We start from the raw sequence: 20,905 nt of genomic DNA on the forward strand, positions 1-20,905 counted from the left end.
TTCAAAGCCGTCCTCAGGGGCGGTTTTTTTTGTGTCTTTTTGATGTCGTTTTTATGTCATAGAAGGTAACGATTACTGAAATCGGTATTTTCTATTTAGTAATGTCAACGAAATAGACGACACTTATATCAAAAGGAGGTGCTCTCACAGAGGAGCCACCATAGTGACAATAATGATTTGAAGACGGCCGGAAATCATCATCGCGCCGGTTTCAGAATGAAAAAGATAGGTTATAGGGGGATGCATGGAATCATTGAAAGTGAAAGATTACATGAATATGCGCCCGGTGACATTTGAGCCTAAGATGTCACTTGCCAAGGCCTTAGATAAATTGCTGACGTCCAAGCAAATCGGTGGCCCGGTGGTGGATGAGAACCGCAGAGTGGTGGGATTTTTGTCTGAGCAGGACATGATCCACAAATTGCTGAAAGTCGGGTACTACTGTCAGGATACCCACACCGTGGAAGAGTGCATGCGACCTGATGTGCTGACGGTTTCTCCGGATGACTCCATTATTGAGCTGGCGGAAACAATGGCCGGTCAGAAGCCTAAGATTTATCCGGTTGTGGAGCGGAACCAATTAATCGGTGTAATTACCCGCCGTGACGTTCTGACCGCAATCAGTAACCAAATCGGGGATTGCTTTAAACATCCGGTGTAGTCCGGTTTTGAACTCGTGTAGGGACACCTTTCCCATTTCGCGATTACGCTTCTCTCCAGGCCAGCCTGAATAGGTTGGCTTTATTTTATCCGTTGAGCGGTCATTTCTTTGACGAGAAGCCCCACAGATAACAGCACTTTCCTGTTACTTATCATGTGCTTGATAGTAACAGCCACAAGGTTCCTCAAACCTGCCTCACAGATTTACGTTAAAGTCCTGTGACTTCACTGGTTTCTTGATCTAACGCCGGGAACAAACCCCTTCCATCTGACAAGGTGCGGTTGATTTATGGCCTCCGTCGACGCGTCTCAGTCGAATGAATGTCTGAGAGCCTGGCACCGGTAACGTTTGCTTACGACACTACTTTACCGGATTGGATTTGTTGGTACTTGTTATTGAGTCTTAAGGGATTGTTGCCACTATGCGTTTTTCTATGCAGTACCTGCTGCCTGTTTTGATACCCCTGATTGTGTTATTGCTGCCGGCTTCGGCTTTTCCGGTTGAAGGGCTGACGGTGATTCAGCAGCGGGTGATTGCGATCTTTCTGCTGGCGGCGCTGTGCTGGGTTCTGGAGCCTATTCCTATTTATGCCACCTCCGTGGTGATTATTGTGCTGGAACTATTGCTGCTGTCAGACAAGGGACTGTATCTGTTCCGCCTTGATGAGGGCAGCCCGCAGTTTGGGGATTTGCTCAACCACAGTGACATTATGGCGACGTTCGCCAGCCCGATCATTATGCTGTTTCTGGGCGGATTTTTTCTGGCCATGGCGGCCACCAAATACCGGCTTGACGTCAACCTTGCCCGAGTGCTGCTGAAGCCGTTCGGTACTCAGCCCAAATTTGTCATGTTTGGCCTGATGATGATCACCGCCGTGTTTTCGATGTTCATGTCCAATACTGCGACCACGGCAATGATGCTGTCGATTCTGGCGCCGGTGATTGCCCTGTTTGGCCCTAAGGACCCGGGCAAAATTGCTTTTGCTCTGTGTATTCCGGTGGCGGCCAATATCGGCGGTATCGGTACGCCAATTGGTACACCGCCTAATGCAATTGCCCTGAAGTACCTGACCGGCGAGAACATGATTACGTTCGGCGAATGGATGTTCTTCGGGGTGCCGTTCGTTGCCGTCCTGCTGGTGTTCGCCTGGGGACTGATTAACGCCATGTACCCGGCCGAGCAGGACAAAATTGAACTTACGATTAAAGGCACTTTCCTGAAAACCCCCAAGGCAATCACGGTTTACCTGACCTTCGGACTGACAATTGTGTTGTGGCTGATGGGAACGGCACATGGCATGAACTCGTATACAGTCTCGCTGATCCCGGTGGCGATTTTCTCCCTGACCGGAATCATCAACAAAGAGGATCTCAAGAAAATTTCCTGGGATGTGCTGTGGCTGGTGTCCGGGGGGATCGCATTAGGGCTGGCGCTGGATCAGACCGGCCTTGCCAGACTGATGGTACACAGCATCCCGTTTGATCAATTCTCGCCATATGTAGTGCTGGTCGGTTCAGCGGTGCTGTGCCTGCTGATGGCGAACTTTATGTCACATACCGCGACGGCTAACCTGCTGATGCCAATCATGGCAGCACTGGGCACCTCGATGACCTCGCTCGTCCCGTTGGGAGGCGAAATCACCCTGATTCTGGTGGTGACGTTTGCTGCTTCACTCGGGATGTCACTGCCTATCAGTACGCCGCCCAATGCGCTGGCACATGCGACCGGTCATGTGGAAAGTAACCAGATGGCACGAGTCGGGGTCATTATCGGGGTTGTCGGGGTTATACTGAGTTTCGGGATGATTTGGCTGTTGCATATGATTGACCATATCTGATGCGAGGGGGAGTTATGGATAAACTGAATATCATCTGCGTGGATGATGAAAGGGAAGTGCTGAACGCGGTGTTAAAGGATTTGTCACCGCTGGATGCGTACTTTCAGGTTGAAGGGTGTGAATCAGCAGATGAAGCCCTGGCCCTGATAGATGAGCTGGATGCTGCCGGAGAGTACGTCGCGCTGTTGATTTCGGACCATGTGATGCCAGGTAAAACCGGCGTTGAGCTGCTGACCGAAGTGTCGCAGGATGTCCGGTTCGCCCAGACCAAGAAGGTATTACTGACTGGGCAGGCTACGCATCAGGATACGATCGCAGCTATTAATCAGGCGCGTATCGAAAGTTATTTTGAGAAACCCTGGCAGGCAGAAGCATTGTTGGCTCGCGCCCGCAGCCTGGTAACTGAGTATCTGTTCGATAAGGGGCTGGATTATGAGCCCTGGCTGGATGCCTTAGACAACAGTGTGATTTACCGGCGGCTGACCTGACAGAAACAGACCATCGCAGTAAGTGCCAAAGAAAATCATTCTCCGCTTGACCTTGGACTTGGCTCTAAGGTTTATAGTTGGATATATGGAGATGAAAACCATTATCAACTAAGGAGAATGGCCTTATGTGTGCTCAATGTAATAACAAGAAATTGCACGTTCATGCTGCCCATCCAGGGCAGGACAGCCCGGCAACGGTTCAGGTTGCCAATAACCAGCATGATGGCGGCAGCTGCTGTGGTTCGTCGAGTTGCAGCTCAGTTAACGGTACCGATCCGGTGATCAACGAAGGGGATTCCCCCGGCGATGAGGAGCCTGCGCCCAGACCGCCCGCTGGCCTTGCTGTCAATCGCATCACGTCGGCGCCCGCCGATACCGAATCCTCCTGTTGCAGTCAGGGTGGCTGCTGTTCTGCTGAGTCTGTCGCTGACGAAGAGCAAGTAACGGCAGAACCGCCACCCGACCGCGCCACGTTAAGCTGGAAAGTCGGTGGCATGGACTGCCCTAGCTGTGCCAGCAAACTTGAAAAGGCCATCTCCGCGTTAGAAGGGGTGACGTCGGCCAAAGTGATGTTTGCGACAGAAAAACTGGTGGTCAGCTGCCTTTCAGAACGCGTTGCGGCCAGCCTCTCCGAGGACATTATCGCCAAAACACGAGAAACCGGCTTCAGTCTGCTGGACGCTGAAAATGCCCCGTCGGAATCAGAAAGCCAGAGTTTGCTCAAAGCGAATCTGCCGGTACTGACTCTGGCTGGCATGATGTTGCTGTCTGTCATCCTCAGCCAGTTCAATGACATGACTGGTACGGTGGCGTTCGCTGCGACCACATTGCTGGGGCTCGTGCCGATTGTGCGCAAGGCTGTCTCCTCTGCCAAAAATGGCTCGCCGTTTTCCATCGAGACTCTGATGAGCGTTGCGGCTGTTGGTGCCCTGTATCTGGGGGAAACAGCGGAAGCTGCCATGGTCTTGCTGCTGTTCATGATTGGTGAGCAGTTAGAAGGCTATGCTTCGGCGAAGGCGCGAAGCGGGGTCAAAGCGCTGATGGCTTTAGTACCTGAACAAGCAACTCGGCTGTTGTCTGATGGTCGACGCGAACAGGTTGCCGCGAGCGCGCTGCAGCCCGGCGATATTATTGAAGTCGCGCCGGGTGGCCGATTACCGGCCGACGTTGTTCTGCTCGAACATGCAGCCAGTTTTGACGAAAGTGCTCTGACCGGCGAATCGGTGCCGGTTGAACGCAACCCGGGAGAAACCGTGATGGCGGGGGCGTTGGCAGCTGACAGTGTAGTACGGCTGAAAGTGGTCTCGCGGCAAGGGGAAAATGCCATTGACCGCATTTTGCACCTGATTGAAGAGGCGGAATCTCGCAAAGCTCCGCTGGAACGCTTTGTCGATCGCTTCAGCCGCTGGTATACCCCGGCCATGATTGCGTTGGCGACGCTGGTTGTGGTTATTCCGCCGCTGTTTTTTGCGCAAAGCTGGGAAGCCTGGCTGTATAAAGGGCTCACATTGCTGTTAATTGCCTGTCCTTGCGCGTTGGTGATCTCTATTCCGGCGGCCGTTACGTCTGGTTTGGCTGCCGCCACCCGTCGTGGTGCCCTGATTAAAGGTGGCGCGGCTCTTGAGCAGTTAGGCCGGATTCAAACCGTGGCCTTTGATAAAACCGGCACCTTGACCGAAGGGAAACCTGCGGTAACCGATATTGTCAGTTGGGACGGCGATGAAGAGCGGCTACTGCGTCAGGCCGCGGCCATTGAAGTCGGCTCGGCACACCCGTTAGCCAAAGCGGTTATCACGGCCGCAGAAGCGCGTGGCTTAGCGGTTCAGGAAGCTGCCCACCGAAAAGCCCTGCCGGGTCGCGGTATTCAGGGGGAGATTGACGGTGAACTACTGATGTTGTCTGCGGCCGATCGGTTACCAGAGACAGTCAGTCTGACCAAGCCGCAGGCTGATCAGATTTTCGCTCTCGAAGACGAAGGGAAAACGCTGGTCGTCGTGCTCCGTAATCAGCAGCCGGTCGGGCTGATAGCCTGGCGCGACACACTGCGGCAGGACAGTGCAGCAGCCATTGAAGCGCTGCATGGAATGGGGATCCGCACGGTGATGCTGACTGGCGATAACCCTCGCGCTGCCGCTGCGATCGCCCGTGAAATCGGCATTGAATACCGGGCTGGATTGCTGCCGGAAGATAAAGTGAAGGAAATCGAGCAGGTCAGTCAGCATACCCGGATCGCAATGGTTGGTGATGGCATTAATGACGCGCCGGCAATGAAAACCGCATCAATCGGAATTGCCATGGGCAGCGGGAGTGATGTCGCGCTGGAAACGGCTGATGCGGCGCTGACCCATAACCGAGTGGCGGAACTACCGGTTATGATTGCCCTGTCGCAGGCTACGTTGGCGAACATTCGCCAGAATATTACGTTAGCTCTTGGGCTTAAGGGGATCTTTCTAGTGACAACCCTGCTGGGCATGACCGGCTTATGGCTGGCTGTGCTGGCGGACAGTGGCGCTACCGCGCTGGTGACGCTTAACGCGCTTCGGTTACTGAAGTTTAAATCGTAGGGGTTCCCCGGGGTGAGTGCCGTCCCCAGACAGTATTCAACCCGCAAATTGACCCTCTCTCTTACATCATCAAAGGACACTGTTATTCGAACAGTGTCCTTTTTTTATCTGACTGATTTTCTGTATGGCGTGGGGGAATACCCATGATGCGGGCTCGGCATTGGCATGCCAGAGGTTGGCGGAGAAGACGCTGTTTACGGTTGGTTGAAAAATTAATGGTTAAATAATGACCGCTATCAATCATCCGAAACAAAAAATAATATGCATCCTGTTTCTTGCTATAACTGATCATAGTGATTGCCAATAAGAGCTGACATCAACATATATTTAGTCGGGCATTGATGTCGAAGGGGCGAAATGAGTACATCGCTGCCGCCACTGTATTCAATACAGGATATCTAATACAGATCGGGACAAATTGAGCACGCCAAAACACAGGGAGTTGGGGGGACACTATGGTCAGAGACTTAAAACTGGGATGGAAAATCGGAATTGGCTTTGCCGTTGTATTAGGTCTGCTGTCTGTGATCCTGACCATCAGTATCATGGCGCTGCGTGATACCGAGCAGGGGATTGGCTCTTACCGGGAGCTGGCACGCGACAGTAATCTGACCGGACGTCTGGAAGCCAACATGCTGATGGTAAGGATGAACGTCAAAGACTACCTGTTGAGCCAGCGTGATGAAGATCTGCGGCAATTCACCCGTTATCTGGATAAAGTGAATACCTTAATGGCTGAAACCCGTCAGTCGGTTCATGATCCGGAACGTTCAGCGTTGCTCACTCAAATTGATGATAGTTTGAAAGAATACAATCAGTCGTTTGAGGAAATGGCAGCGCTGACCCAACGGAGCAATCAGGTCCGTAAAGATAAGCTGGAGCCACTCTACGACACTCTGTTCAGCACGATGGCATCAATTGCCCACTCAGCGTATCAGGACAATGATTACCAGACCTTTTTCTTTGCCACTAAAGTGCAGGAAGTACTGCAAACCGGGCGGCTTTATATCACTGATTTTCTGCACACCGGACTTCAGACCGATTTTAATATGGCGCGTTCAACGCTGGACACTTCAATCAGCGAACCTTTGAATCGTCTTAATCAGCTGGTGGCGAATCCGGTGCGCAAAGGGTTGCTGGGCCAGTTTCACACCGCCCATCGCGATTATCTGGACAGCCTGAGTACCATTTATAGCGATATCAACGCGCGCAATACCCTGATCTACGAAAGTCTGAATAAAATCGGGCCAGCGATTGCTTCCGATCTGGATGCCGTGAAAATGTCGGTGATAAATGATCAGGATCAGCTCGGGCCACAGTTGGTGGCAGTGACCAGCCGTCGAATTACCATGAACGTGATTCTCTCTGTGGCGGCGGTGATTGCGGGGGCGGTGGCAGCATATATCCTCACCAAGGCGATTACCGGGCCTATCCGGCGCGCGGTGCAGGCGGCGAACCAGTTGTCGGAAGGGGATCTGACGCTGGTGATTGACAACCACAGCAAGGATGAAACCGGCCAGTTGCTGGACGCGGTGCAACATACCGCCACGAATCTGCGCAATATGATCACCACAATCTCTGCAGCCAGTATTGAGCTGGCGTCTGCGGCTGAAGAGCTGGCCGTGACTGCAGCGCAGTCTAATCACGGCATTGAAGAGCAGGAAAAGGAGACGGAACTGGTTGCGACGGCGATGAACGAAATGACCGTGACTGTTCATGACGTTGCCGATAATGCGGCACGGGCGGCGGAAGCGGCCGATCAGGCAGACCGCGAAGCCACTGTCGGTGGGAAGGTGGTCGAAGAGACGATTCAGTCGATTAATCAGCTCTCTGATCAGGTGATGGATTGCTCAGCGAAGCTTCATGAGGTCGAGAAAGAGACCATGAATATTGGCCGGATCCTCAACGTGATTCGGGAAATTGCCGAACAGACCAACCTGCTGGCTCTGAATGCTGCCATTGAAGCCGCACGAGCCGGTGAGCAGGGACGTGGTTTCGCTGTTGTGGCTGATGAAGTCCGCTCGCTGGCACAGCGTACCCAGTCATCTACCGAGGAGATTCAGACGCTGATTGAACAGCTTCAGTCTGGTGTGAAAAGTGCGGTAACCGTGATGAACCACGGCAAGGATCAAGCGGTTGCCAGCGTGGGACAGGCCGCCGATACCGGAGCTGCGCTGAAAGCCATTACTCATGCGGTGAGTGTGATTAATGATATGAACATGCAAATTGCCAGTGCAGCAGAAGAGCAAAGTTCGGTGGCTGAAAGTATCAACCAAAATGTGGTGTCGGTACGACGGATTGCAGAGGAGAATGCCGTTGCTGCCACTCAGAGTCAGAATGCGACCAGTGAGATTGCGCAGCTGGCAGAGCAATTGAAAGGGATGGTGACCCAGTTCAAGGTTTAAGGGACAAAGGTATAAAAGACAGAGGTAAAAGAGGCAAAGGTAAAAGAGGCAAAGGTAAAAGAGACAGGTTTAAGGTCTTCAGTAAGAAGAAAAGAGTCAGAAAAAAGAGTCGAACGTTTTGAGCTCGGACAAAAAATCGTTGTAAATTCCATCAAGTAAAGAGCCGGGTGCAAGATGCAGCTGGCTTTTTTACTGGTGATATTCAAAACAAATAGTGTGATATATCGCAAAGGTAAACGTTTTTATGTGACTATGGTCACTATTAACTGAAATTTTAAAAGTCATACCTTTCTCTTAATGTGACAATCATCACTTAACTATTGGTTGCTATGAGCTATCGTTATTCTGTGTTTCACAAGTGCTTCTGACGCGAAGCCTTTTGAGTAACAGATTATCGAGTGCTTGTGAAACAACTCACGTAGAGCCGCTAGCCTCTTATCCCTATCTGGCGGCAATAACAAAAAAGGATATGACTATGTCTGACAACGCAGTATTTCATCTGGGTGTGACCAAAGCCGATCTTAACGGTGCTGAACTGGCGATTATTCCTGGCGACCCTGCTCGCGTAGAGAAAATCGCGAACCTGATGGAAAATCCTGAATTTCTGGCTAGTGCGCGTGAGTACACAGTTTACCGTGCCAAGCTGGACGGCAAGCCAGTAGTAGTGTGTTCTACAGGTATCGGTGGCCCATCAACTTCTATCGCGGTGGAAGAGCTGGCTCAGCTGGGCGTTCGTACTTTCCTGCGTGTCGGTACCACAGGTGCAATCCAGCCGCATATTAATGTGGGTGACATGATTGTGACTACCGGCTCTGTGCGTCTGGACGGTGCCAGCCTGCACTTTGCGCCGATGGAATTTCCTGCCGTGGCTGACTTTGATGTGGCAACAGCCATGAAAGCGGCTTGTGATGCTGATGGTGCAACCGTTCACACAGGCGTAACGGCTTCCAGTGATACTTTCTACCCAGGTCAGGAACGTTACGACACATTCTCTGGCCGTGTGGTACGTCGTTTCCAGGGCTCAATGAAAGAGTGGCAGGAAATGGGCGTGCTGAACTTTGAGATGGAATCAGCCACGCTGCTGACCATGTGTGCAAGTTCTGGCCTGCGTGCTGGTTGTGTGGCGGGTGTTATCATCAACCGTACACAGAAAGAAATTCCTGACCACGCCACGCTGAAAGAAACAGAAGCTCGCTCAATCAAAGTCGTGGTTGAAGCTGCACGCCGTATGCTGGCCCAGTAAATACTGAGTCTGAGACCGGCAGGAGCGGCTATTCATTTGGTGTAAAACGCTCTGCCTGTTCGTCAGTCTAGTATCAGGTAAAAAATCATGAAAAAACCAGTGCGAAAGCACTGGTTTTTTTCTTTTCAGGCACGGTGGTAGCCAAATTCATCGCATTGCCCCCATGACGAGACTCGTTTTTTGTAACTGAATACAGAGTGCATACACGAAGAAACGGGCTTGTCCGTTGCTTTAAAAAACGGCTGATACGTTGAGTTACAAATGAGAGATTAACGAAACAATCTATGGCCAAGAATGGCATGTGTTAACTGAAAAATGTCATGATTTAACCAGTGTTTCGCACGACACTGTGTCCATCCGTCATTGCCTTACAAGGAATACGTGACCTTGTTCCAGAAACCTTTCTGATAGCTCTGCCTGCTTTCTTTCTGTATGTAACGAATTAAGTTACGCGTCAAAATCCCCATAGTTATCAGTAATAACAAATGCTTAACTGTTCAATTCCAATACAGTGTGATCCTTTGTCCAGACTCTCTCCGTCGCTTTAAATAGTTATTCATTGTTATCCCCTTCGTTTTCCATTCTTACTATTGATAATTGATTCACTAAAAAAATAAAGTGTGATTTCTGTATCTTTTACTTAAAGTTTTACCAAATTATTATCCCTCCGAATTTTCGTATTTTATGACATTGCGATTGTTTTCTTTGAGCAAGGCAATTTCTTTTCAGCACCATTTTTCCCTGTGTCCGGGCGACGCTGGCACTGGGAGCAAGAGGGAATCAATATGTTTCGACACACAGTGTTAGCCGCTCTGATAGGTTCAGTCATTGCGCTGGCGGGCTGTAATAGCAGCTCCCAGGATGAGAAAACCGCCGCCGTACCATCCGGCCCATACAAAAATGTTATCGACCGCACCGGATCTCCGGCGTTTCTTCGTGACTATGACGAGTACAGCAACCTGAAATACAACGCATTTGTTGATTTAGGGGCGTGGCATGGGCATTTGTTGCCAGCCGATGAGCAAGGCTATGGGGCATTTGGCGGGATCATGCAGATTACCCAGGAATATGCGCATTACATGTCAGGACAGGCATTTGACAAGCTCCACATTGCCGATCGCCTGAGCGGGGAAGTGATTGATCTCGCAGGTGCTGAAGCAACGGTGTACAGCACGCCGGGCGCATTAGTGCAAATTCTCAAAACAGACGTGCTGACCGTACAAATGGTGCTGCGGTTTGTGACGGATCGGACCTCACTGGTCGAGACTCAGATTACCAACCACAGCGGTAAAGCGATGGAACTGGCGCTGACCTGGGACGGTGAGCTGTTGGAAAAAGCCCGTTCGACACCGGGTTATGAAACCATGTCAGTGGATGACATGTATCCGGATTACCAGCGCCGTATCGAACCAATTGAAAACGGTCTGAAAATTCGTTTCGGCGAGATGAAAGACAACTGGGCCATCCGCAATGATGGGGATGCAGAATTCCGGATTGTGCGCTCTGTGGCTAACCAGACCCATGTTGAGAGCAATAATATTGCGTTCTCATCGACGGCTGGCCAGCACGTGCCTGCCGATGGCATGGTGAAGATCTACACCACGTACTCACATCTCCATAATGCCGAAGAAGTGGAGAAAGAAGCGCGCAAAATCAACGACATTCTTGCTAATCCGCAGCCTTATATGCTGGCTACGGATGAGCGTTGGAACTCGTATATTGCATCGGGCATGGTGAATCAGCAGGCAACGGAAGCTCAGGCTCGTGTGGGGGTTAAAGCGATGATGACCCTGAACGGCAACTGGCGTTCGGCAGCCGGGGATATTCACCAGTCAACCGTAACGCCTTCCGTCACGGCTCGCTGGTTCTCTGGTAATCTGACTTGGCCGTGGGATACCTGGAAACAGGCTTACGCCATGGCGCATTTCAACCCGGATGTGGCGATGGATAATATCCGTACGGTGTTTGAGTATCAGGTCAAAGGCAATGACCCTATCCGTCCGCAGGACCAGGGATACTTGCTGGATGTGGTCAGCTATTCCTTGCCGCAGAGCCGGGGCGGTGCCGGGTCAGAAAACTGGAATGAGAGAAACACCAAGCCGTCACTGGCTGCCTGGGCTGTGATGGAAGTCTACCATGCGTTGAAAGATGAATTTAACCGTCCGGCAGATGCACAGGCCTGGATTGATGAAATGTATCCTAAACTGGTGGCGTATCATGATTGGTGGCTGACAAATCGGGATCACAATAACAACGGTGTGCCGGAATACGGTGCCGCGGTGGATCCGGCTCACAATACCGAAGATGGCCACATGTATGTGTGGGTAACCACCACGGAAGACTTGAATGCACGGTTTGGGGCGGATGTGCTGGAGCACAAAGGCAACGATTATAAAGTGCGGGGAATGGATAACTACAACACCATCCTGGATGAGGTGAATTACACCGCGCTGCATGTGGGCGCACAGGAAGCGGCAGGCTGGGAATCCGGAATGGACAATGCTGCCCGGTTTGGCTTTATTTCGGACGAACAGTTGCAAGCTTATGCCGACAGCCACTATGGCGGTAATCTGTCGGCAGCAAGAAAAGACTGGGAAGTACGTTTTGCGGAAAACCGGGATGATAACGGTGAACTACTGGGATTCTCCATGTTGCAGGAGTCGGTTGATCAGGCTTCATACATGTACTCAGACAACAAATATCTGGCCGAAATGGCGGCGCTTGTGTCCAAGTCGGTACCGGGCAAACAGCGAGCACAGGAGTTTCTTGATGGCGCTGAAGCGCTGCATACCTATATCAACACCTGTATGTTCGATGCAGAAAGCCAGTTTTTTTACGACATTCAGATGAACGTCGACCCGAACGGCAAGCTTGCTCCAGTGATGAAAAATGGCGTGGCCTGTGCGGGTGAGCCAATCGTAGCCCGTGGCCGCGGCCCTGAAGGCTGGGGACCGCTGTTTAATGGCGCAGCGACGCAGGCAACGGCGGATAAAGTTGTGAACACAATGCTCAATGCAGAAGAGTTTAACACCGCATTGAAGTATGAAGGGGCCGGTATTTCGCTGCCAACTGCGTCGCAGAGCAACCCGGCGTATCATGCCGATATTTACTGGCGTGGTCGCGTCTGGCTGGATCAGTTCTATTTTGGGGTGCAGGGCATGAAGCAATACGGCTACGGTGAAGAAGCGGTGCAACTGGCCAACGCCTTGTTCAGCAATGCCGAAGGCATGGTGGGTGACGGCGCGATTCGAGAGAACTATAACCCGGAAACCGGTGCCGTGCAGGGCGCGAGCAACTTCTCATGGAGTGCGGCGCATCTTTACATGCTGTATCGGGACTTCTTCAAAGAAACCAAATAGCGTGAGAAGGTATTATCCTCAGGCTTGAGTGAGAAAGAAGGGCAAAGGTAGAGGTCGAAGGATAGAAGCACAGAACCGAAAAAAGACCCCTTCAGAAAAAGAACCGTCATAAAAACAAAACCGCCACAGTCGTGGCAGTTTTGTTTGTCTTTTGTGGGCAGCTGTCAGCAGCATTGCGCAGACTTAGGCCAAATCCTGGCTCTGGCCTCCCGCCGCTTTGAACCACTGATGCAGATGTGTCTGCAAATCACCTAACTGCTCCGGCCCGATAATCGCCAGACCCAGATCCTGAGCGCGGACCAGATCGTGGTGACGCAGCGGACGGAAGCTGACTAGCATTGCGCGCGCCTGCAGGCCACCCAGCAGATCTCGCAGCGATTCCAGCTTATACAAGGTGTCGTCGCCGTCATCACGCATGCCTTTAGTTTTACATTCAATGATGTGGAGTTTGTTGTTCACCACGGTTGCCACATCCAGCTCGTTACGTACTTCACGGTCGCCGATTTGGCGGTAAACCTGCACCCCAAGGGAGTGATCCTGAATGGTCGGCAGATCGTTCTGAATCGCACGCACTGTGCTGTGCACCAGGTTCTCCAGCCACTCACCGTTGGCAAAGCGACGGGCCTCTTCATGCTTAAAGGTCAGTACACCGTCTTGGTAATTGGCCAGTCCGGTTTCCTCTAAATCATTAATCAGCATGCCCAGCTCTTTATAGCCTTGCTGCTTGTCACTCAGTTCAACGTCCAGTTTTTGTTCTTTACGGCAGGTGGTCGCCAGGTAGTTTAGTGTCGCCAGACCCGGCCCCAGTTCCAGTGCCGCACTAGCCCAGCGTTGGCCCAGTTCCCACAGTTGCTCGTTCAGGGCTTCTGGTACCTGAGATTCCGGCAGTTCGCAACGGGCACCAAAAATGGTCAGGTAATCGGTCAGCTGAATGCGGTCTTCAACCTGCTGTTGTTCGCGGTCGGCCGGATAAAGCCAGCACATCTCATCGCTGAATGGTTCGATGACATAAATCGGCCAGTGGTAGGTACGAAACACTTCGTAAGCAGAGAGCAGGCGGTGACGCAGACCACAGCTGGCATTGAACCAGACATCGGTGTTTTCTTTCTTGAGGCGTTCCGCCAGCTCAATCACGGTGGCGCGGATTTTGGTAACGTTGATAGAGTCGGGGATAACCCAGAATTCGGTGTCGATGTGACGGGGAGTCAGAATAGAGGCAAGGCGTTCATATTGATCCTGTTGAGAAGCCGTACCGAGAAAAATCATCTTGTCAGAAGGAATGCCGTGATCGAGAAGCGGGGTGATCAGTCTGACAGGATCTTGATCAATAATGCCAACGTGAGTAATCATAATTATCCTTAGGCGCTTTCAGTGACTTACTCCGGCAATCAACAGGGTACATAAAAGTCAGCTCCGGATAGTAAGGTCATTAAAATAACGCTTTTCATTGTCTTTCTTAATATATGTGGCCCGAGTGTCAGAATTTCAAGTCATACCCGGGAAGCTTTACTCTAAGCCAAGCAAATCAAAGAAATGTCTGAGTAATGTAAGTCTTTGTCAGCATAAATAAAAATTCGTAAATCCAGATTTCAGGACGTAATTTCCGCCCGCACTTTGTTATGTAAGCCAGGAAACCTGCCGTAAATTTCGGGAAAAAGATTGAAATTATTGTGCTGGCAGTGACAATAAACGGGAAATCATCAACCTGTACGAGTCATGACCCAGAAACTGACCATCCTAGATATTGCCAAGCTTGCCGGTGTCGGAAAATCCACGGTTTCGCGCGTATTAACTAACGATCCTAAAGTGAAGCCTGCGACCCGGGAAAAAGTGGAACAGGTGATTCGCGAATCCGGTTATGTGCCCTCAAAGTCAGCGCAGGCGATGCGCGGCGGCAGCGCCAAAGTGGTAGGGGTGATTCTGTCGCGTCTTGACTCCCCGTCAGAAAATAAAGCCGTCAGCGGTATCCTCGATGTGATCTACCAGGCGGGTTACGATGCCGTCATCATGGAAAGCCAGTTCAGCGCAGAAAAAACCAATGAGCACCTCGAGGTGCTGACCAGGCGCAATGTCGATGGGGTGATTGTGTTCGGTTTTTCCGGGTGCGATATGTCGGCCATTGAAACCTTTGGTCACCGTGCGGTCGTCATTGCGGTGGATACCGATCAGGTATCTTCGGTCGATTATGATCACAAGGGGCTGATTGAACTGGCGGTGAATAAGCTGGTGGAGCAGGGCCTTGAAGCCATTAGTTATATCGGGGTGGATGAGAGTGACCGAACAACGGGTCTGATGCGTTTGAATGCGTACAAAGAATGCTGCGAGCGGCTGGGCATTTCGCCTTGTTTTCAAACCGGCCAGCTTAGTTATGAAAGCGCTTACCACCTGACTGACAAGGTGCTGCTCGCTGAAACGCAGGCCATCGTCTGCGCCAGTGACACCCTTGCCATGGGCGTAGCCAAGCGCCTGCAGGAACTGGGGCGCACTGACGTTCAGGTCTCCGGTGTTGGCGCGACATCACTGCTTTCTTTCTTATTTCCCAATACCTTCAGTATTGATCCCGGCTACTACCAGGCCGGGGCAGAATCCGCCCGCTTGTTAATCCGGCAGCTTTCAGAACCGGCAGGCATAACTCATCTGGTGCAGCAGGCATCCGTCTGATCACTTCGTCATTGTCCATCGTTGCTGGCAGATCCAGCTAGACTTTCTTAACAGCAAGGTGTGAACTGATTCACGCAATGGGAATGTTCCCATTTTCAATGTGAGCAGTTTTTGGAATGATTGTTACTACCTGTTGGGAACATTCCCATACATGGCAAAAGCCTGCCGATACAGGCAAAAATGTGCGACGAAAAATACAACATTCCTATTTCAATAACGATGGACAACGGCATGAGTAAGATTACCCAACAACAGGTGGAGCGCCTGCTCGAACAAGTCGGAGGAAGCGAGAACATCGCCAGTGTCAGTCACTGCCTGACCCGCCTCCGCTTTGTACTGGCCGATACAGATAAAGCGGATATTAAAGCGATTGAACAGATTCCGATGGTCAAAGGTTGTTTCACCAATGCCGGCCAGTTTCAGGTGGTGATCGGCACTGAGGTGGATCAGGTCTATAAGATGCTGACCGAATTGACGGGCAAAGGCGGGGCGAGCAAAGAAGAAGCGAAAGTCGCGGCCCGTCAGAACATGAACATTCTGGAGCGCGGGATCTCCCATCTGGCCGAAATTTTTGTCCCGTTGCTGCCAGCTATCATTACCGGGGGCCTGATTCTGGGGTTCCGGAACGTGATTGGCGACATCAAAATGTTCGATGGCCAGACGCTGACGGAAATCAGTCAGTTCTGGGCGACGGTGCATTCTTTCTTGTGGCTGATCGGCGAGGCTATTTTCTTCTTCCTGCCTGTCGGGGTGTGCTGGTCAACCGTCCGGAAGATGGGCGGAACACCTATCCTCGGGATTGTACTGGGGATCACGCTGGTGTCACCGCAACTGATGAATGCTTACCTGATTGGCCAGCAGGCACCGGAAGTGTGGGACTTTGGCTGGTTTGTGATTGAAAAAGTCGGGTATCAGGCACAGGTGATCCCGGCCATGCTGGCAGGTATTGCTCTGGCGCTGATTGAAACCAATCTGAAGAAGATTATTCCAGCGTACCTGTATCTGGTGATCGTGCCGTTCATCTCTATCGTGGTGTCCGTGGTGCTGGCACACGCATTGATCGGCCCGTTTGGTCGCATGCTGGGTGATGCTGTCGGTGCGGCTGCACGTGCGGCGATGACTGGTGACTTTGCGATTCTGGGCGCCATGATTTTTGGTTTCCTCTATGCCCCGCTGGTGATTACCGGTATCCACCACACCACCAATGCCGTTGACCTGCAATTGATGCAGTCGATGGGCGGCACACCTATCTGGCCGCTGATTGCCTTGTCGAACATTGCCCAGGCATCGGCGGTGGTAGGCATTATCCTCATCAGCAAGAAACACAATGAACGTGAAATCTCGGTGCCAGCAGCTATCTCGGCCTACCTCGGGGTCACCGAGCCGGCAATGTACGGGATTAACCTGAAATACAAATTCCCGATGCTGAGCGCCATGATTGGCTCTGGTTTGGCGGCGGCGATCTGCGGCAGTGCCGGAGTCATGGCGAATGGCATTGGTGTGGGCGGCCTGCCGGGGATTCTGTCGATTCAGCCGCAATACTGGCTGGTGTACCTGATGGCGATGGCGGTAGCGATTGTGGTGCCAATGATGCTGACCCTGTTCATGTATAAGCGCGCAGAAGCGAAAGGTGAACTGGGCAATGACGAAGAAGCCAGTGCTGAAGCGGCAGCCTGATTCGGTCTGTTAATTTTGTAGCTGGCGGTGGCCAGCTACCTTTTCTGTAGTTTGAGTGTGCAGGTTTATGATGAAAGCGCAAAATGAATGGTGGCGGACTGCAACGGTTTATCAGATTTATCCGAAAAGTTTCTGCGACAGTGGCAGCAAAGGCACGGGGGATATTCAGGGCATTATCTCTAAGCTGGATTATCTGAAAACGCTGGGGGTGGATGCTATCTGGCTGACGCCGGTTTATCGCTCGCCGATGGTGGATAACGGCTATGACATCTCGGATTACTACGCGATCAATCCGGAATTCGGCACCATGGCGGATTTCGATGCCCTGCTGGCGCAGGCGCATGAAAAGAGTATCCGGATAATCATGGATATTGTGGTCAACCATACTTCTACTGAACATGCCTGGTTTCAGTCGGCGTTGGGGGATAAGCAGAGTCCTTATCGCGATTACTATATCTGGAAAGACCCGGTAGAAGGCGACGTCCCGAATAACTGGCAGTCGAAATTCGGCGGCAGCGCGTGGGCACTCGATGAGGCAACCGGTCAGTACTATTTGCACTTGTTCGCTACAGAGCAAGCGGATCTGAACTGGGAAAATCCGCAGGTACGGGAAGAAGTGAAGCAAGTGATTAGCTTCTGGGCGGAAAAAGGGGTCGATGGTTTCCGGCTGGATGTGATCAACCTGATTTCGAAACAGCAGGATTTCCCGAATGATGAATGCGGCGATGGCCGACGTTTTTACACTGATGGCCCGCGGGTTCATGAGTATCTGCAGGAGATCAGTGAAGCCGTTTTCCGGCAATACGGTTCGGTGACAGTGGGTGAGATGTCGTCGACGACACTTGCACATTGCCAGCAGTACTCGTCACTGGATGGTAAAGAGTTGTCGATGGTGTTCAATTTCCACCACCTGAAAGTGGATTATCCGAACGGCGATAAGTGGACCAAAGCGCCATTTGATTTCATCCAACTTAAACAAATCTTCAATCACTGGCAGACCGGACTGAACGGCAAGGGCTGGGGAGCATTGTTCTGGTGTAACCATGACCAGCCTCGGGTGGTCAGCCGTCTGGGGAATGACACCCGCTATCGGGTTGAATCTGCGAAAATGCTGGGCGCATCCGTGCACATGATGCAGGGTACGCCGTATGTCTATCAGGGTGAAGAAATCGGTATGACCAATCCGGGTTACACCAGCATTACCCAGTACCGCGATGTAGAAAGTACCAATATGTACGACATCATGGTGAAACAGCAGGGGATGAGCGATGCGGAGATGCTGGCCATTCTGGCGCAGAAATCCCGTGATAACTCCCGAACGCCAATGCAGTGGAACGACTCGGCCTACGCGGGTTTTTCTCAGGCTGAGCCATGGCTGGAAGTGGCGGGTAATTACCGTGAAATCAACGCAGAAGCAGCGGTGGCAGATGAAGACTCCGTGTTCCATTTTTATCGCCAGCTGATCAGGCTGCGTAAAGAGGTGGACGTGATCACTACTGGCGACTATACCGACCTGATGCCGCAGCATGAGAAATTATTCTGCTACAAGCGTGAGTCAGACAGCCAGATTTTGTTGTGTATCAATAATTACTATGGCGAGTCGGCGGAGTGTCAGTTACCAGAAGCCCTGGCTGTATCAAATGGGCAGTGCCTGTTGTCGAACTATTCTGCGGTAATGGCGCAACCGATGACATCGTGCTTTACCATGCAGCCTTATGAAACCCGGATTATTCTTATCGCGAAATGATGGTTTGGGTAGTACTGAGTATCACCATGAAAAAGAGCGCCGTTTGGCGCTCTTTTTGTGTTTAATGTCAGTGATGTGGGTGCTCAGCTCCCCCCCCGGGCATCTTGCTCACAATCGGCATTCAGTTGACTGAAGGCACTTGCGAGGCCAGCAGCCAGATCGCCAGCACAAAAAAGATCAGCCCCATGAATTTGTGCTGATTGGTACGGAATTTTTCGTTTTTCAGCAGTGGTTGACCCAGGCTGCCAATCATGGTGACCAGAAACAGATTAAACAGCAGGCCGAGCACATTGAGTAGCAGTCCCAGTACCAGCATTTGCTCGCCAGAGCTCGCAGTTACCTGTGAGGATACGAATTGCGGCAAAAAGAGAACAAAGAAAATCAGCGCTTTAGGATTTAGCAGATTACTGATCACCGCCCGTCGATACAGGGTTGTCGCCAGGCTCTGGCTGTTTTGTACTTCCGGTGTATCAGCCGGCTGAGTGCGCATACAGTCCCAGCCCATTTTCAGCAGATAGGCGCCGCCCAGTACCCGCAGGACTTCCAGGGCGAAAGGGTTCATGGCAATCAGTGCCGATACGCCCATGGCCGCCAGCAGTGTCAGGATCAAGCCTGATGTTGCATTCCCCAGACTCGCAAACACGCCTACTTTTTTGCCATAGCTCAGGCTTGAGCTGGCGATCAGTAACATATCCGGCCCCGGAATAAGCAGCAGGGCAATCACAGCAGTGAGGTAAACGGGCAGTATGGAAAAATCAATCATTTGCTTATCTGGGTTGGTTTAGAAGGAGCTGGATTCTACCGATTGTGATGGTCAAATTGAACTGTTTTTAACTTGATTGGTGGTAATTAGATCTGTTTTAACATGAGTGAGTGGAGAGATGTTCTGATTTGAGTGGTCAAAAAAACATCACACTGAAAGTGTGGCGTGAGCTGGCTGGCGTTTTACGCGTTCTTTTCACATCTGCCCGGTATTTTTATAGCAATCAATTAACGTCATATATACAATCAATTGCTTACTTGGTGGGTAAGTGATTTTATCGTGACGGGATTGTGTGATCTTGGGCGGTAGCATATTTGTCGTTAACCGGTTAACAATGGGGAAGGCGGATTTGCAACTGTATATGCCCTGTGATGTCTATCAGATTGTGCTCGATATACTGACCCTTTTTAAGCCTCATTAATAGACTGTGATGAGAGTACTGACCGGATAGTAAGTAAGGTGCGACAGTGCGCAATCACTTCTATAGTTATCAGTTCACTCTCAGACCATAGCTATTTGAAAAGGACACGTTATGTTTACAGGAATTGTTCAATCAGTGGCATTCATCGATGACATCAGCGATGAAAACGGAATTCAAACCTTTATCCTGAAGTTTAAAAAAGGCTTTTGTGACGGGCTGGAAGTTGGCGCCAGCATCGCCGTTGACGGTGTTTGTCTGACTGTAACGAAAATCCTGTCAGAAACACGGGTCAGTTTGGACATCATGTTGCCGAGTCTGGAGACGACGGCGTTGGATCGCTACCTGAAAGGGGATATCGTCAATGTTGAGCGAGCCGCCAAGGACGGAGCCGAAATTGGTGGCCATCCGTTGTCGGGCCACATTGATTTTCACACACCGATTTTGCAGATCACCCGAATAGACGATAATCACTGCCTGCGCTTTGTGCTGTGTGACGAGTGGAAGCGCTACATTTTCCCGAAAGGTTATATTGCCATTAATGGTGCCAGCCTGACGGTATCTGCTGTGAATAAAGACTCGGGCTGGTTTGAAGTCTGGTTGATTCCGGAAACCCGCCGTACGACAAACCTGGAAGCCAAGCGAGTTGGTGAACATGTGAATGTGGAGATTGAGCGGGGTACGCAGGTGGTGGTTGATACTGTCAGAGATACCCTGACTGAGAACCTGGGGCCGCTGATGCCAATGTTTGAAAAGCTGCTGGCTGAACAGGGGATCGATATGAATGCACTGGCCCAACCGGCGAAAGAGCAGACATCGTCGTTGCCTTGTCGTGAAACGTCCTGATTACCTCTTGGTAAATGCGCCAGTTGTCTGCGGCTGGCGCAGTTTCTGACGGCCATAGATAGCGCCGAGCCGGTGCTTACGGAACCGATGATAGCGTCCGCCGAGTAGGACAACCCCTCGCTGATTTTATCAATGAACAGTTTAGCCATACTTAGCTACAACTCACCATACCTAGCTAGTCACGTTGTGCAGTGAAGTAGGATGGGTGGTGGTAAGCACAACAGATAAAGGAGACA

General features: G+C 51.3%; 13 protein-coding genes. 11 read left to right on the forward strand and 2 right to left on the reverse strand.

Annotation, left to right across the window (positions count from 1 at the left end):
* Positions 1-244: 244 nt before the first annotated feature.
* The 7 genes from FH974_RS05885 to ygjK all read left to right on the forward strand — a co-directional run bounded on the left by FH974_RS05885 (position 245) and on the right by ygjK (position 12,557).
* A complete protein-coding gene (locus FH974_RS05885) occupies positions 245-661 on the forward strand; it encodes a CBS domain-containing protein (RefSeq protein WP_047883418.1) in 417 nt (138 codons plus the stop codon).
* Between the two features lie 421 nt (positions 662-1,082).
* On the forward strand, positions 1,083-2,498 hold the full coding sequence (locus tag FH974_RS05890) for an SLC13 family permease (protein WP_047883419.1): 1,416 nt from the start codon (positions 1,083-1,085) through the stop codon (positions 2,496-2,498).
* Positions 2,499-2,512: 14 nt separating this feature from the next.
* Positions 2,513-2,986: a response regulator gene (locus FH974_RS05895; RefSeq protein ID WP_047883420.1), complete on the forward strand. Its 474-nt coding sequence runs from the start codon at positions 2,513-2,515 to the stop codon at positions 2,984-2,986.
* Between the two features lie 125 nt (positions 2,987-3,111).
* The gene (locus tag FH974_RS05900; protein ID WP_207103561.1) at positions 3,112-5,550 is read left to right on the forward strand and encodes a zinc/cadmium/mercury/lead-transporting ATPase; all 2,439 of its coding nucleotides are present in this window, start codon (positions 3,112-3,114) and stop codon (positions 5,548-5,550) included.
* 455 nt (positions 5,551-6,005) lie between these two features.
* On the forward strand, positions 6,006-7,955 hold the full coding sequence (locus FH974_RS05905; RefSeq protein ID WP_053061699.1) for a HAMP domain-containing methyl-accepting chemotaxis protein: 1,950 nt from the start codon (positions 6,006-6,008) through the stop codon (positions 7,953-7,955).
* 475 nt (positions 7,956-8,430) lie between these two features.
* Positions 8,431-9,198 (forward strand): uridine phosphorylase, encoded by a 768-nt coding sequence (gene udp / locus FH974_RS05910; RefSeq protein WP_047883422.1) that lies wholly within the window; start codon positions 8,431-8,433, stop codon positions 9,196-9,198.
* A gap of 785 nt (positions 9,199-9,983) precedes the next feature.
* A complete protein-coding gene (gene ygjK, locus FH974_RS05915; protein WP_207103562.1) occupies positions 9,984-12,557 on the forward strand; it encodes an alpha-glucosidase in 2,574 nt (857 codons plus the stop codon).
* 183 nt (positions 12,558-12,740) lie between these two features.
* On the opposite strand, the gene FH974_RS05920 is transcribed toward ygjK, so the two are convergent.
* Positions 12,741-13,907 (reverse strand): Card1-like endonuclease domain-containing protein, encoded by a 1,167-nt coding sequence (locus FH974_RS05920; protein ID WP_047883424.1) that lies wholly within the window; start codon positions 13,905-13,907, stop codon positions 12,741-12,743.
* 366 nt (positions 13,908-14,273) lie between these two features.
* Here FH974_RS05920 and treR point away from each other — a divergent pair, with 366 nt between their 5' ends.
* The 3 genes from treR (at position 14,274) to treC (ending at position 18,642) form a co-directional block, all read left to right on the forward strand.
* Positions 14,274-15,218 (forward strand): trehalose operon repressor TreR, encoded by a 945-nt coding sequence (gene treR / locus FH974_RS05925; RefSeq protein WP_047883425.1) that lies wholly within the window; start codon positions 14,274-14,276, stop codon positions 15,216-15,218.
* A 231-nt stretch (positions 15,219-15,449) separates the two neighbouring features.
* On the forward strand, positions 15,450-16,895 hold the full coding sequence (treB, locus tag FH974_RS05930) for a PTS trehalose transporter subunit IIBC (protein ID WP_207103563.1): 1,446 nt from the start codon (positions 15,450-15,452) through the stop codon (positions 16,893-16,895).
* Positions 16,896-16,965: 70 nt separating this feature from the next.
* On the forward strand, positions 16,966-18,642 hold the full coding sequence (gene treC, locus FH974_RS05935) for an alpha,alpha-phosphotrehalase (protein WP_207103682.1): 1,677 nt from the start codon (positions 16,966-16,968) through the stop codon (positions 18,640-18,642).
* 121 nt (positions 18,643-18,763) lie between these two features.
* Here treC and FH974_RS05940 read toward each other — a convergent pair whose 3' ends face one another.
* Entirely contained in the window at positions 18,764-19,405 is a 642-nt protein-coding gene (locus tag FH974_RS05940; RefSeq protein ID WP_047883428.1) for a LysE family translocator, read from the reverse strand.
* 532 nt (positions 19,406-19,937) lie between these two features.
* On the opposite strand from FH974_RS05940, the gene FH974_RS05945 reads away from it, so the two are divergent.
* Positions 19,938-20,669 carry a riboflavin synthase subunit alpha gene (locus tag FH974_RS05945; RefSeq protein ID WP_207103564.1) on the forward strand — a complete coding sequence of 244 codons (732 nt, stop codon included), beginning with the start codon at positions 19,938-19,940 and terminating at the stop codon, positions 20,667-20,669.
* Positions 20,670-20,905 lie beyond the last annotated feature (236 nt).

This window comes from Photobacterium ganghwense (assembly GCF_017329545.1).
GTDB classification, from domain to species: Bacteria; Pseudomonadota; Gammaproteobacteria; order Enterobacterales; family Vibrionaceae; genus Photobacterium; species Photobacterium ganghwense.